At 69.6% G+C, this 13,668-nt stretch carries 13 protein-coding genes and 3 tRNA genes; 9 read left to right on the forward strand and 7 right to left on the reverse strand.

The window, feature by feature from the left end; genetic code table 11:
* Window positions 1–4: 4 nt before the first annotated feature.
* Window positions 5–673, reverse strand: a complete 669-nt coding sequence (locus ACIO3R_RS31615; protein WP_385041053.1) for a TetR/AcrR family transcriptional regulator — start codon at window positions 671–673, stop codon at window positions 5–7.
* A 118-nt stretch (window positions 674–791) separates the two neighbouring features.
* On the opposite strand from ACIO3R_RS31615, the gene ACIO3R_RS31620 reads away from it, so the two are divergent.
* Window positions 792–2,582, forward strand: coding sequence for an MFS transporter (locus tag ACIO3R_RS31620; RefSeq protein WP_402110421.1), 1,791 nt, complete (start codon window positions 792–794; stop codon window positions 2,580–2,582).
* On the opposite strand, the gene ACIO3R_RS31625 is transcribed toward ACIO3R_RS31620, so the two are convergent.
* From ACIO3R_RS31625 to purS, 5 genes are all read right to left on the reverse strand, one after another.
* Complete coding sequence (locus tag ACIO3R_RS31625; RefSeq protein ID WP_402110423.1) at window positions 2,570–3,478, reverse strand: M23 family metallopeptidase; 909 nt, start codon at window positions 3,476–3,478, stop codon at window positions 2,570–2,572. The two genes, ACIO3R_RS31620 and ACIO3R_RS31625, sit on opposite strands and share 13 nt — an antisense overlap.
* Window positions 3,479–3,578: 100 nt before the next feature.
* Window positions 3,579–4,112 (reverse strand): ArsR/SmtB family transcription factor, encoded by a 534-nt coding sequence (locus tag ACIO3R_RS31630; RefSeq protein WP_402110424.1) that lies wholly within the window; start codon window positions 4,110–4,112, stop codon window positions 3,579–3,581.
* Window positions 4,113–4,271: 159 nt separating this feature from the next.
* Window positions 4,272–6,521: a phosphoribosylformylglycinamidine synthase subunit PurL gene (purL, locus tag ACIO3R_RS31635; RefSeq protein WP_385347935.1), complete on the reverse strand. Its 2,250-nt coding sequence runs from the start codon at window positions 6,519–6,521 to the stop codon at window positions 4,272–4,274.
* On the reverse strand, window positions 6,518–7,198 hold the full coding sequence (gene purQ / locus ACIO3R_RS31640; RefSeq protein ID WP_385041791.1) for a phosphoribosylformylglycinamidine synthase subunit PurQ: 681 nt from the start codon (window positions 7,196–7,198) through the stop codon (window positions 6,518–6,520). Before purQ ends, purL begins: the two co-directional genes overlap by 4 nt.
* Entirely contained in the window at window positions 7,195–7,461 is a 267-nt protein-coding gene (gene purS, locus ACIO3R_RS31645) for a phosphoribosylformylglycinamidine synthase subunit PurS (protein WP_078617732.1), read from the reverse strand. The genes purQ and purS overlap by 4 nt, the downstream gene beginning before the upstream one ends.
* A gap of 429 nt (window positions 7,462–7,890) precedes the next feature.
* On the opposite strand from purS, the gene ACIO3R_RS31650 reads away from it, so the two are divergent.
* The 8 genes from ACIO3R_RS31650 to ACIO3R_RS31685 all read left to right on the forward strand — a co-directional run bounded on the left by ACIO3R_RS31650 (window position 7,891) and on the right by ACIO3R_RS31685 (window position 12,659).
* Window positions 7,891–8,226 (forward strand): Lsr2 family protein, encoded by a 336-nt coding sequence (locus ACIO3R_RS31650; protein ID WP_385041794.1) that lies wholly within the window; start codon window positions 7,891–7,893, stop codon window positions 8,224–8,226.
* A 165-nt stretch (window positions 8,227–8,391) separates the two neighbouring features.
* Window positions 8,392–8,463 (forward strand) — tRNA-Gly (locus ACIO3R_RS31655).
* 81 nt (window positions 8,464–8,544) lie between these two features.
* Window positions 8,545–8,617, forward strand: a tRNA-Gly gene (locus tag ACIO3R_RS31660).
* 153 nt (window positions 8,618–8,770) lie between these two features.
* Entirely contained in the window at window positions 8,771–9,766 is a 996-nt protein-coding gene (locus ACIO3R_RS31665) for an ABC transporter ATP-binding protein (protein WP_402110427.1), read from the forward strand.
* Complete coding sequence (locus tag ACIO3R_RS31670) at window positions 9,763–10,575, forward strand: ABC transporter permease (protein WP_402110428.1); 813 nt, start codon at window positions 9,763–9,765, stop codon at window positions 10,573–10,575. Before ACIO3R_RS31665 ends, ACIO3R_RS31670 begins: the two co-directional genes overlap by 4 nt.
* A 13-nt stretch (window positions 10,576–10,588) precedes the next feature.
* On the forward strand, window positions 10,589–11,956 hold the full coding sequence (locus ACIO3R_RS31675) for a sensor histidine kinase (RefSeq protein WP_402110430.1): 1,368 nt from the start codon (window positions 10,589–10,591) through the stop codon (window positions 11,954–11,956).
* Window positions 11,953–12,564, forward strand: a complete 612-nt coding sequence (locus ACIO3R_RS31680; RefSeq protein WP_123460567.1) for a response regulator transcription factor — start codon at window positions 11,953–11,955, stop codon at window positions 12,562–12,564. The genes ACIO3R_RS31675 and ACIO3R_RS31680 overlap by 4 nt, the downstream gene beginning before the upstream one ends.
* 22 nt (window positions 12,565–12,586) lie before the next feature.
* Window positions 12,587–12,659: transfer RNA gene (locus tag ACIO3R_RS31685), tRNA-Gly, on the forward strand.
* A gap of 81 nt (window positions 12,660–12,740) precedes the next feature.
* Here ACIO3R_RS31685 and ACIO3R_RS31690 read toward each other — a convergent pair.
* On the reverse strand, window positions 12,741–13,655 hold the full coding sequence (locus tag ACIO3R_RS31690; protein ID WP_402110431.1) for a phosphoribosylaminoimidazolesuccinocarboxamide synthase: 915 nt from the start codon (window positions 13,653–13,655) through the stop codon (window positions 12,741–12,743).
* Window positions 13,656–13,668: the final 13 nt, after the last annotated feature.

The raw sequence follows: 13,668 nt of genomic DNA on the forward strand, positions 1-13,668 counted from the left end.
GAGCCTACGGCTTCGCCCCTGGCCCCTGCGGGGGCTGGGTGCGGGTCGCGTAGTCGCCCAGCCCCTTTTCGAGCAGGTCGAACCCGCGCCCGGCGATCACCACCGCGTCCGCGGCGATCTCCTCGACCGGCTCCCCGGCGAGCAGCCGCCGGTGGTTCTCGGTGATCAGGGCGTTGCGGGTGCCGATGAGCTGGGCGGCCACGATGCGCGCGATGGCCGGCTCCTCGCCCTCCTCGACCAGGACGTCGGTCAGCTGGTCGAAGGAGAGCACGAAGAAGGCGTGGGCCCGGGTGAGCAGCGCGGGCGTCTGCTGGATCAGCTGGAGGAGTCCGAGCGCCACCGGCGAAGCGCTCATCCCCACCGAGGCGTCGCGGTTCTCTATGGACGTCAGGAAGTGGCGGCGCACGCCGGCCACCGCGGACTCACCGGGCTCCCGGTTCCGCACCACCTGAGCGACATCACCGATGTGCTCCTCCATCGGCGCGAAGACCAGGTCCTCTTTGCTGTCGAAGTAGTTGAAGACCGTCATCTTCGACACATCGGCCGCTTCGGCGATCTCCGCGACCGAGACCTGGTCGAAGCCCCGCTCGGTGAAGAGCTTCGTGGCCTCGGTCAGCAGACGGCGTCGCGTCTGGATCTTCTTGCGCTCACGCAGGCTCAGCCCCTCGGTCATGACATCACTGTACCAGGATGAAACTTAGTCCTGGATGAAAACTTGACTGGGTCTATTTTGATCGAGAGAGTGGTGGCCGCCACAGCGACGCCATGCCGCTCCGGAGGGGAGCCCCGCCATGCCCGAAACGAAGTCCGGGACAGAGACCGGGACGGAGACCGAGCCCGGGACCGACACCGGGACCGACACCGGGAAGACGGCCATTACGGCCCGGCATCACACCGATTCGCAACCCACAGGTTCGCAGTCCGACAGCTCCGGCAGCTCGCAGTCCAGCGAATCGCAGTTCGGCCGCTCCGGCCGCTCCGGCAGCTCCGGCCGCTCGCAGTGCAGCGGCTCACGATCCGCCGGCCGGAACCGCACCCTCGGCTTCGTCCTCTGCATCACCACGATCCTGCTGGCCGTACTCGACTCGAACATCGTTTCCTCGGCGACCGTGCCGATCGTCCGCGATCTCGATCCGGTCCACGGCGTCGACCGGATCGCCTGGTTGATCGCCGCCTACCAGCTCGCCGCGACCGCCGCGCTCCCGCTGTACGGGAAGCTCTGCGACTCGCTCGGCTCGAAGAACGTCTTCATCGGCGCACTCGCCACTTTCCTGGCCGGCTCGGCCCTGTGCGGAATGGCCCAGTCCATGGGCGAACTGATCGCCGCCCGCGCCCTCCAGGGCATCGGCGGCGGCGGCCTGATGAGCGTCACCATGGTCGTCCTGCGCCAACTCGGAAGGCCGAAGGACGAGGCCGACGGCGCGGACCACGGCACCGGCGCGGGCAGCGCCAAGGCCGGGGGCAGAGAAAGCAACAACATCAACAACAGCGACAGCGCGAGCGACAGCGCGAGCGACAGCCGTGCCGGCGACAGCAAAGGCGGCAACCTCGGCGGCGTCATCGCCGGTGCGGGAATGGCGCTCGGACCCTGGATCGGCGGGGCCCTCTCCGACCACGCCGGATGGCGGTGGATCTTCTACGTCAACCTTCCGGTCGGCATCGCGGTACTGGTCGCCGCCATCACCCTGCTGAAGCTCCCGGCCCACACCACACGTCGCCGCATCGACTTCCTCGGCGCCGCTCTCGCCGCCGCCTTCTCCACCACGCTGCTCCTGGTCTCCGAGTGGGGCGGTCAGCGGTACGCCTGGTCCTCGGCGCTGATCGCGGGCCTCCTCGTCACCGCGGCCGTCACCCTCGGGCTCTTCCTGTGGCGCCAGGCGACCGCGGCCGAGCCGATCCTTCCGCTCTCCCTGTTCACCGTCCGGACGATGCGGAACGCCTTCGCCATCCAGGGTCTCGTCGGTGCCGCGATGATGGGGGCGATCGTCTACGTCATGATCTATCTCCAGGTCGTACGAGGGGTCGCCGCATCCTCGGCCGGGCTCTTCCTGCTCCCGATGGCCGTCGGAATGACGGTCGTCGGACTGGCCTCTGGGCGTCTCACCGCGGCCGGCTGGTCGCAGAAGACGTTCGTCGTCAGTGGCACGGTCTGCGCCTCTGCCGCCCTCGCCCTGCTGGCCACCCTCACGACGGACACCAGCCTGTGGACGGTGCGTGCCGCGATGCTGATGATGGGCCTGGGCTTCGGCCAGCTGGTCGGGCAGCTCATCCAGCTGGTCCAGGACACCGCCCCGGCCCACCAACTGGGCGTGGCGACCACCGGGGTCCGCTTCTTCCAGACCCTCGGCAGCGCCCTGGGCGCTTCCGTCTTCGGCACCGTGCTGAGCCGGGTGTACGCGGCCCGCGGGCCGGGCGGGTCGGCCGGTGGAATCGGTGAGCTGACGGGAGCCGCCCGCCAGCAGGCGCTGAACGCCTTCACCTCCTCGACCAACGTGGTCTTCTCCTGCGCCGCCGGCGTGATGGTCCTCGCCGTATTCCTGGCGACCCGACTGCCCGGGGCCGCCCGGACTCAGGGGATCTGAGCCCCTCCCGACTCCCCGGCCGGACTTCCGTGAACAGCCGCCCCGGCCGTGAATGCCTCACCGTTGGCCGGAACACCTATCCCCCGCCAGGTGAACGGAATTCCGACCGCCACATCCAGATCCGGATCGTCCATCAGTTGGAAATGCACATGTGGTTCGGTGGAATTCCCGGAGTTCCCGCACTCGGCGAGAGGCTGCCCGGCCCGGACCTTCTCCCCTGCCCGGACCCGGATCGAGCCCTGCCGCAGATGGGCGTACATGGCGTACGTACCGTCGCCCAGGTCCAGCACGATGTGGTTCCCGACGATGGCTCCCGCGCCGCGCGCGTCCCGCAGGGATGCCTCTATCACTATCAAGTAGGCGAGCGCGGGGACCGAGTTGCGGCTGAGGTGGTCGCGGCGGCCGTGCGAGGCGTGCACCACCGTGCCGTCGGCCACCGCGAGGAGCGGAGCTCCGAAGGCCGGGAAGTGGTGGTTGCGCCGGGCAACGGGCCACAGCACGCGGAACTTCGGACGGGACAGGGCGGTGCGCCCTCCTGGGGCGGCCCCGGGCCCACGATCCGTCCCGGGCCCCGGCTCCGGCTCGGCCACGATGTCGATCGCGTACGTCTGTCCGTAGGCGTGCACCCCGTGGCTGGGCACCCGGTCCGCCGGGCTGTTCAGCGCCGTCCAGCGCCCCGTCACCGGCGGCTCGACCTCCACCGCGGGCCGTGGGTCCGCCACCGCTGCCCGGCCCCTGCGCCCCGTCGCCAGACCGAGGGCGACCGCGGCGGCCGCCGGCACCCAGGTCAGCCAGTACGGGAACGGCGGCCGGGGAAAGAGGCTGATGACCACCATCACGAAGCAGGCGATCCAGCAGACCCGGTACAGCACCATGACAGCTTTACGGACGGACATGACTTCCCCCTGGATCGTCTGTTGCGTCGTGCGCGTTCCCCGAATTACCCGCTTCGTCGTACGCGTTCCTCGAATGTGCTGTCTTCCCCGTACGCGTTCCTCAGGATCTGGCCGCCGTGAGGACCACCAGCAGCGGCACCACCCGGGCGCCGGGGACCTCGTACCGTCCCCGCCCCGCCGTGTGCAGCCAGCCCGTACCGGTCAGTTGACGCAGATGGTGGTAGATCTGGCCCGTCGTGCCGGTCTCGTCGAGCGCGGCGAGCTCTGCGGCCGTGCGTCGGCCGCCGAGGATCTCCCGCAGCAGCCGCAGCCGCACCGGATGCCCGAGCGCGGCGAACGACTCCGCGGCATCCGACCAGTCGGCGCCCGGCTCCCCGGGATCGGCCGCCTCCCCGTCCTCCAGCAGCTGTTCCGTGAGCGCGCTGTACTGCCACTCGTACCGCTCGCCCGTCGGCAGTCGTACCGCGCCCGTGTACAGCACACCGCCATCCGCGGTCCCGGCCTCGGAGAGCTGCTGTTTCAGCCCTTCCAGGGCCCAGAAATCGGCCCCCGTCGGGCGCGGGGCATCCGGGCGGTCGCCCACGAGCGCCTCAAGCCGCCGCTCCAGCTCCGAGACGCGCTCTTCCAGTTCCATTCCGCCAGATTACGTAATTACGTAATCTGGCGCAAGAGGGGGCAGCCCACGAGAACCGGCGTGTGGAAAACGGAAGCGGAAGCGGAAGCGGAAAGCCGAAAGGCCCCCACCCGGACGGAAACGACCGGGTGGGGGCCTCTGCGGCAGTGCGCGGGCCGACTACGCGAGCAGCGCGGGGATCGTCCCCTCGTGCGCCGTACGCAGCTCGCTCAGCGGGATGGCGAACTCACCCTGGATCTCGATCTCCTCGCCGTCCACGACACCGATCCGGGCCACGGGCAGACCCCGCGCCCCGCACATGTCGTTGAAGCGGAGCTCCTCGCTGCGCGGGATCGAGACGATCGCGCGTCCCGCCGACTCGGAGAACAGGAAGGTGAACGCGTCCAGTCCGTCCGGCACGACCAGCCGGGCACCCTTCCCGCCGCGCAGGCAGGACTCGGTGACCGCCTGGATCAGGCCGCCGTCGGACAGGTCGTGCGCCGCGTCGATCATGCCGTCGCGGGAGGCCGAGATCAGGATCTCGCCGAGCAGCTTCTCGCGGCCCAGGTCGACCTTGGGCGGCATACCGCCGAGGTGGTTGTGGACGACCTCGGACCAGGCCGAGCCGCCGAACTCCTCGTGGGTGTCACCGAGCAGGTAGAGGAGCTGGCCCTCTTCCTTGAAGGCGACCGGCGTGCGCCGGGTGACGTCGTCGATCACGCCGAGCACGGCCACGACCGGCGTCGGGTGGATCGCCGTCTCACCGGTCTGGTTGTACAGCGACACGTTGCCGCCGGTGACCGGCGTGCCCAGCTCCAGGCAGCCGTCGGCCAGACCACGGGTGGCCTCGGCGAACTGCCACATGACGTCCGGGTCCTCGGGCGAGCCGAAGTTCAGGCAGTCCGAGATGGCGAGCGGCTTGGCGCCGGAGGCGGCGACGTTGCGGTACGACTCCGCCAGCGCGAGCTGCGCGCCGGTGTACGGGTCGAGCTTCGCGTACCGGCCGTTGCCGTCGGTCGACATGGCCACGCCGAGGTTGGACTCCTCGTCGATGCGGACCATGCCGGCGTCCTCGGGCATCGCGAGCACGGTGTTGCCCTGCACGAAGCGGTCGTACTGGTCCGTGATCCAGGACTTGGAGGCCTGGTTCGGCGAGGAGACGAGCCGCAGGACCTGCTCGCGCAGCTCGGCGCCGTCGGCCGGACGGGCCAGCTTGCCGGCGTCGTCGGCCTGGAGCGCGTCCTGCCAGGACGGCCGGGCGTACGGGCGGTGGTACGTCGGGCCCTCGTGGGCGACGGACCGCGGCGGCACGTCCACGATCTGCTCGCCGTGCCAGAAGATCTCCAGCTGCGAGCCCTCGGTCACCTCACCGATGACGGTGGCGATGACGTCCCACTTCTCGCAGATCTCCAGGAAGCGGTCCACGTGCTGCGGCTCGACGATCGCGCACATGCGCTCCTGCGACTCGCTCATGAGGATTTCCTCGGGCGAGAGGGAGGAGTCGCGCAGCGGCACGGTGTCCAGCTCGACGCGCATACCGCCCGAACCGGCCGAGGCCAGCTCGGAGGTGGCACAGGAGAGCCCGGCGCCGCCGAGGTCCTGGATGCCCGCGACGAGCTTCTCCTTGAAGATCTCCAGGGTGCACTCGATGAGGAGCTTCTCCTGGAACGGGTCGCCGACCTGGACGGCCGGGCGCTTGGCCGGACCGGTCGACTCGAAGGTCTCCGAGGCCAGCACGGAGACGCCGCCGATGCCGTCGCCGCCGGTGCGGGCACCGTAGAGGATCACCTTGTTGCCGGGGCCGGAGGCCTGGGCGAGGTGGATGTCCTCGTGCTTCATCACGCCGATGCAGCCGGCGTTGACGAGCGGGTTGCCCTGGTAGCAGGCGTCGAAGACGACCTCGCCGCCGATGTTCGGCAGGCCCAGGCAGTTGCCGTAACCACCGATGCCCGCGACGACGCCCGGCAGGACGCGCTTGGTGTCGGGGTGGTCGGCCGCGCCGAAGCGCAGCGGGTCGACGACCGCGACCGGGCGGGCGCCCATGGCGAGGATGTCGCGGACGATGCCGCCGACGCCGGTGGCCGCGCCCTGGTAGGGCTCGATGTACGAGGGGTGGTTGTGCGACTCGACCTTGAAGGTGACCGCGTACCCCTGGCCGACGTCGACCACACCGGCGTTCTCGCCGATGCCGACGAGCATCGCGTCGTTGGCGGGGACCTTCTCGCCGAACTGCTTGAGGTGGACCTTGCTGCTCTTGTAGGAGCAGTGCTCGGACCACATCACGGAGTACATGGCGAGCTCGGCGCCGGTGGGACGGCGGCCCAGGATCTCGCGGACCTTGGCGTACTCGTCCTCCTTGAGGCCGAGTTCCTTCCAGGGCTGCTCGGTGTCCGGGGTTTCGGCCGCGTGCTTGACCGTGTCCAGGCTCATGCGTTGACCAGCTTCTTGATGATCGAGGTGAAGAAACCGAGACCGTCGGTGCGACCGGTGCCGATCAGCGGCTCGACGGCGTGCTCGGGGTGCGGCATCAGACCGACGACGTTGCCCGCGGCGTTGGAGATGCCGGCGATGTCGCGCAGCGAGCCGTTGGGGTTGACGTCCACGTAACGGAACGCCACGCGGCCCTCGGCCTCCAGCTCGTCGAGCGTGTGCTCGTCGGCGGTGTAGCGGCCGTCCATGTTCTTGAGGGGAACGGAGATCTCCTGGCCCTCGGAGTAGTCCGAGGTCCAGGCGGTGTCCGCGTTCTCGACGCGCAGCTTCTGGTCGCGGCAGATGAAGTGCAGGTGGTTGTTGCGCAGCATCGCGCCGGGCAGCAGATGTGCCTCGGTCAGGATCTGGAAGCCGTTGCAGATACCGAGAACCGGCATCCCCGCCCTCGCCTGCTCGATCACGGTCTCCATGACCGGCGAGAAGCGGGAGATGGCTCCGGCGCGCAGATAGTCGCCGTAGGAGAAACCGCCCGCCAGGATGACCGCGTCGACCTGGTGCAGATCCTTGTCGCGGTGCCAGAGCGAAACGGGCTCGGCGCCCGCCACCCGTACGGCCCGCAGGCTGTCCTGGTCGTCGAGGGTGCCCGGAAAGGTGACGACTCCGATACGAGCAGTCACTTCGACTCCTCGGCCTTCTCCACCTTCACGGTGAAGTCCTCGATGACGGTGTTGGCGAGGAACGTCTCGGCCATCTCGTGAATACGGGTGAGGGCGGCCTCGTCGACCGGCCCCTCGACCTCCAGCTCGAAACGCTTTCCCTGACGTACGTCCGCGATTCCCTCGAAGCCGAGACGGGGCAGCGCACGCTGCACAGCCTGTCCCTGCGGGTCGAGGATCTCGGGCTTGAGCATGACGTCGACTACGACGCGTGCCACTGGCACTCCCGGTGTGGTGGTGTGGTGCGGCTGTTTCTCCGGGGGGTTCCCCAGGACCCCCGCGGGTCCTGCCAGCGTACCTGTCCAGAAATTCTACGCGGGTAGATATCGAACGGCCCGGATCACGCCGAGATATCGGCCGCGACCGCGGAAGCGTCAACGGAACCGGGAACGCATGCGGGAACGGATGTGGCAACGGATACGAAAAATCCTGTGAAAAAAATCCCCACCAGCAGCACACATAGCAGGCTGACACGCGCACGTAATTGGGTGGGCTTCACAATGCGGTGCCCATCGCTGTACAAATGATTACCGGGGAAAGTCGCATTGCCCCGGAACGGCCGGCACCAGCCGGCCCTCATCCGCGCTCTCAGCCGGAAGGCCGGCATCCGCGCATGTCAGACGCGCAGATGCCGCAGGAAAGGACCGATATCCGTGGCTCAGCGCGTAGTGGTCACGCTCTCCGACGACATCGACGGGGGAGCGGCAGCGGAAACGGTCGCCTTCGCGCTGGACGGGAAGTCGTACGAGATCGACCTCAATCCGTCCAATGCAAAGAAACTGCGCAAGGCCCTGGCCCCGTACGTGGCGGCCGGCCGTAAGCAGACAAATGCCAGCAAGCACGGCAAGGTTCCCGTCTCGTACCGGCACACCTCGCTCGCGCCCGACCCGGCGGCCGTGCGGGCCTGGGCCCGGTCACACCGGATGGAGGTGCCGGCCCGCGGCCGGATTCCCAAGAAGGTCTACGAGGCGTTCCAAGAAGCCAGTTGAGCGGAAACGCCGGACGGCCGGTGCCGGGCGGGGGTGTCGGACCGCCCGGCACCGGCCGTCCCGACGACACCTCGCGGGAGCCGACTTGCGCGACACCCCCGCAGGTCGGCTAGAGTCTGGAGCACGCCGAAGGGCAAGGCCGAAAAGCCGGGCCCCAAGCAGCGTGCGGGTGTAGTTCAGTAGTAGAACATCCCCCTTCCAGGGGGAAGGCGCAGTGTGCAATTCCTGTCACCCGCTCTGCATCGCTCTTCCTCAGCCACTTCAGTGGATCAGGTAGAGTAGTGCTCGCTCCACCGGTGAAAGCCGAGTGGCTGCAATGCGGACGTAGCTCAGTTGGTAGAGCGCAACCTTGCCAAGGTTGAGGTCGCCAGTTCGAACCTGGTCGTCCGCTCGTTGAGTAAGAAGCCCCCGGTCTTTCGGCCGGGGGCTTCTTCGTGTGCGAGCCCGGTCATATCCACACCACCCGCACCCCCATGACGTTTGTCATGGAGTGCGATGACAGCTCGCACTGCTCCCGGCGCCGTCCGGGAAGAAGTCTTGAGTCATGACCTTCGACGAAATTCCCCATGAGTGCGTGATCGAGGCGGACGGTGTCCGACGCAGTTATGCGGGCGGCTTCGAGGCCGTGACCGGCGTCTCCTTCTCCGTGGCACGCGGCGAGCTGTTCGCCCTGCTCGGCACGAACGGCGCCGGCAAGACCTCCACCGTCGAACTGCTGGAGGGTCTGGCCCGTCCCGACGGCGGAACGGTTCGGGTGCTCGGCCACGACCCGTTCGAGGAACGCGCCGCCGTCCGCCCCCGGATCGGGGTGATGCTCCAGGAGGGCGGCTTCCCCTCCGACCTGACGACCACAGAGACGGTACGGATGTGGGCCGGCTGCACCAGCGGGGCCCGGCCCACCGGCGAGGCCCTGGACCTGGTGGGGCTCGGCCACCGCGCGCGCGTCCGGGTCAAACAGCTCTCCGGCGGTGAGCGGCGGCGGCTGGATCTGGCGCTGGCCCTGCTCGGCCGGCCCGAGGTGCTCTTCCTCGACGAACCGACCACCGGCCTCGACGCCGAGGGGCGGCGCGACACCTGGGCGCTGGTGCGACGGCTCCAGGAGGGCGGCATCACCGTGCTGCTCACCACGCACTACCTGGAGGAGGCCGAGGCACTCGCCGACCGGCTGGCGATCATGCACCGGGGACGGATCGTGACCTCGGGCACCACCGCGGAGGTGACGGCCGCGCGGCCGTCGCGGATCCGGTTCGAGCTGCCCGACGGGACCGCCGCGGGGCAGCTGCCGCTGAGCCTGCGCGCCGCCGCCGACGGCCCGCGGATCGAGATCCGTACCCACCGCCTCCAGGAGTCGCTGGCCGAACTGCTTCGCTGGGCAACGGAGTCGGACGTCCGGCTGATCGGGCTCGATGCGCGGTCCGCCTCACTCGAAGAGGCATTCCTCGACATCGCCAGGTCCGCGGCGGCGACCGAGAACCATAAGCACGAAGACGAGAACAAGACCGGAACCGGAACCGGAACCGAGAAGGTGGCTGTGGCATGACGACCGCGACAACGCGTGCGAACACCCCGCCGACCGGATCCCCGACCACGACGGCCCGGGGCCGGCTGACCGCCCTCGGACGGGCCGAACTGACGCTGCTCCTCCGCAACAAGACGGCCGTCTTCGTCGCGCTGTTCATGCCCGCCGTGATGGTCATGGCCATGAAGTCGACGTTCGAGCAGATAGACCTCGGCGGGACCGGGCTGACCGTGGCCGGAGCGGCGCTCACCGGCGGCATCGGAACGGTGCTGCTCCAGGCCGTCTACATGAACATGGTCGCCGCCTATGTGGCGCGCCGCGAGGAACTGGTCCTGAAACGGCTGCGTACCGGCGAGGTCACCGACGGGGAGATCCTGACCGGAACCGCGCTGCCGGCGGCCGCGCTCGCCCTGGCACAGACCATCATGATCGTCGTGGCCGGTACCGCCTTCTTCGGCCTCGGCGCGCCCGAACACCCCGAGCTGCTCCTGCTGGGGCTGGTGATGGGCGTGGTGCTGCTGACGGCACTGGCCGCCGCCACCTCGCTGATCACCCGCACCGTGCAGACCGCTCAGCTCACGACCCTCCCGCTGTTCTTCGCCTCACTGATGGGCTCGGGACTCTTCGTACCGCTCGCGATCCTTCCGGACCGGCTCGCCTCGGTGTGCGAGCTGCTGCCGCTGACCGGAGTGATGACCCTCGTACGGGCCGGCTGGCTCGGCGGCGCGGACAGCACCGACCTGCTGCGGGCCGCGCTGACCGGGTTGGTCTGGACCGTGCTCGCGGTGTTTGCTGTCAAGCGGTGGTTCCGCTGGGATCCGCGACGCTGAGGGGTGTGGTGCAGTGCTGACGCGTATACGTGGCTGGCGCCGCGGCTGGCAGGAACGCAGCAAACTGGAACGGATCGACCTGTACTCGCGGCTGACCATGTCGGCGATGCCCTGGATCTTCACCCTGACGTGGCAGCTGGCTCCGCTGAAGAAGGACATCCGCCATGAGCCGCTCCCGCTGGCGCTGGGCCTGGCCCTGCTCGTGGTCTGCCTGGCGCAGTGCGTGCTGAGCAGCCGCAATGTGCGGCCGTCGTACGAGCACTACCTCGGCACCTCCGTGTTCCCCCGGCAGCGGATGATCGCGCCGCTCACCCTGCTGCTGGTGGGGCTGGGGCTGCTGGCGGCACTGGCCGCCGTGGACGGGGTCGGCGGAGCGGGGCTGCTGATGATGGCCATGAACGCACCGATGGCGCTGGTGATGACGCAGGTCCTGCTGGTCCCGGTCCGCACGTTCCTGGTCCAGTCGCTCGTCCTCGTCGGGCTGACCACCGGCATTCTCGCGGCCGCCGGAGCGCGGGGCGGAATCCTGGCCGGCGTGGTGCCGGCCACGCTCTTCGGCTGCATCTTGGTCCTGATCTCCGTACGTCCGAGCACCTGGAGCCTGAGCGTGATGTGGCAGGCGGAGGAGGCCCGTGACGTGCAGGCCCGGCTCGCGGTCGCCGAGGAGCGGCTGCGGTTCGGACGGGACATGCACGACGTGCTGGGCCGCAATCTCGCCGTGATCGCGCTCAAGAGCGAGCTGGCGGTGGAGCTGGCCCAGCGCGGCAGGCCCCAGGCGGTGGACCAGATGGTCGAGGTGCAGCGCATCGCCCGCGCCTCCCAGCAGGAGGTCCGCGATGTCGTACGGGGCTACCGAGAGGCGGATCTGAGTACGGAACTGGCCGGGGCGAAGGGCGTGTTGCGGGCGGCCGGCATCGAGTGCGCGGTGGTGGGCGACAGCGGTGCCGAACTGGCCGCACCCGTCCAGGCCGCCCTCGGCTGGGTGGTGCGCGAGGCGGCCACCAACGTACTGCGGCACGGCGACCCCCGACGCTGCACGATCCGGCTCACCGCCTCGGCCGACGAGGTGGTGCTGGACGTGGAGAACGACGGCGCGTCGACGACGACCACGGCCACGAGCGGGGAGTGCGGTTCCGGCGGGAGCGGCTCCGGGCTGACCGGACTGCGCGAACGGCTCGGCTCGCTCGACGGCTCGCTGGACGCGGGACCGGCCGGCGGCGGACTCTTCCGGCTGACCGCGAGAATCCCGCGGTCCCGCCCGGACCCGGGCCGGAAGCCCGGTGCCGTGTCACGTACGCCCTCCGGGGCCCCGGCGCGTACGGCTTCCGCTGATGTACCGGGCGCGGATACGCGTACGGCCTTTCTGGAGGAGCGAAGATGACTGCGGTGCGGGTGCTGCTCGCCGACGACGAGCACCTGATCCGGGGCGCGCTCGCCGCGCTGCTCGCGCTGGAGGACGACCTGGTGGTGGTCGCGGAGGCGGCGACCGGGCCGGAGGCGCTTGCCATGGCCCGTGCGCACCGTCCCGATGTGGCGGTCCTGGACCTGGAGATGCCGGGGGCGGACGGTGTGAGCGTCGCCACATCACTGCGGTCCGAACTCCCGGGCTGCCGGACCATGATCGTGACCAGTCACGGCCGGCCGGGACATCTGAAACGGGCCCTCGCCGCGGGCGTGCGGGCGTTCGTGCCGAAGACCGTCAGCGCCCGGCAGCTGGCCGGGATCATCCGTACCGTGCACGCCGGAAACCGTTACGTGGATCCGGAGTTGGCGGCCGACGCGATCGCCGCCGGGGACTCGCCGCTGACCGTGCGCGAGGCCGAGGTGCTGGAACTGGCGGCGGACGGGGCGCCGGTCGCGGAGATCGCGGAGCGGGCCTCGCTGACGCAGGGAACGGTACGGAACTACCTCTCGTCCGCGGCCTCGAAGCTCGGGGCCGAGAACCGCCATGCGGCGGTGCGTCTCGCGCGCGAGCGGGGTTGGGTATAGTGGTTCTCGCGCTTCGGCGCTTGCGGACGTAGCTCAGTTGGTAGAGCGCAACCTTGCCAAGGTTGAGGTCGCCAGTTCGAACCTGGTCGTCCGCTCCGTTCAGCAAGAAGCCCCCGGTCGGGAAAGACCGGGGGCTTCTTCGTGTGCCGGACGGACGCCTTCGTGCGCCGGGGCGGCTACTTCCAGGGCATGCCGGTGAGGAGTTCGTACGCCTCCAGGTACTTGGCCCGGGTCGCGTCCACGATCTCCTGCGGCAGCGCCGGCGGCGGCTGCTCGCTCCTGCGGTCCCAGCCGGAGACCGGCGAGGTCAGCCAGTCGCGCACGAACTGCTTGTCGTACGACGGCTGGGCGTGGCCCGGCTCCCAGGTGGCGGCGGGCCAGAAGCGCGAGGAGTCCGGGGTCAGCACCTCGTCCGCGAGGATCAGTTCCTCGCCGCCGTCGGCGGTGGGCGCGAAGCCGAACTCGAACTTCGTGTCCGCGAGGATGATCCCCCGCTCGCGTGCGATGTCACGGGCCCGGCCGTACACGTCCAGCGTCGTGCGGCGCAATTGCGCCGCCGTCTCGGCACCGACCTGGCGGGCGACTTCCTCGTAGCTCACGTTCTCGTCGTGGTCGCCGACGGCCGCCTTGGTGGCCGGGGTGAAGATCGGCCCCGGGAGCTCGGAGCCGTCGACGAGGCCCTCGGGCAGGCCGAGGCCGCAGACGGTGCGCGAGGCGTTGTACTCGACCAGGCCGGAACCCGTCAGATAGCCGCGGGCGACGCACTCGACCGGGACCATCCGCAGCGACCTGCAGATCGTCGTGCGGCCGGCCCACTCCTCGGGGGCGCCGGCCGGCAGCTCGGTGGACAGGACGTGGTTCGGCACGAGGTCGGCGAGCTGGTCGAACCACCACAGCGAGAGCTGCGTCAGCACACGGCCCTTGTCCGGGATCTCGGTGGGCAGGACCCAGTCGTACGCGGACATCCGGTCGCTGGCGACCATGACGAGGTCACCGGCCTCGTTCCGGTACAGGTCGCGCACCTTGCCCGTGTGCAGGTGGGTGAGCCCCGGTACCTGTACGGGCTCGGGCTTTTCTACAAATCCGGACACGCTGCCTCCGCGT

Source organism: Streptomyces sp. NPDC087428, from assembly GCF_044744085.1.
GTDB lineage: Bacteria > Actinomycetota > Actinomycetes > Streptomycetales > Streptomycetaceae > Streptomyces.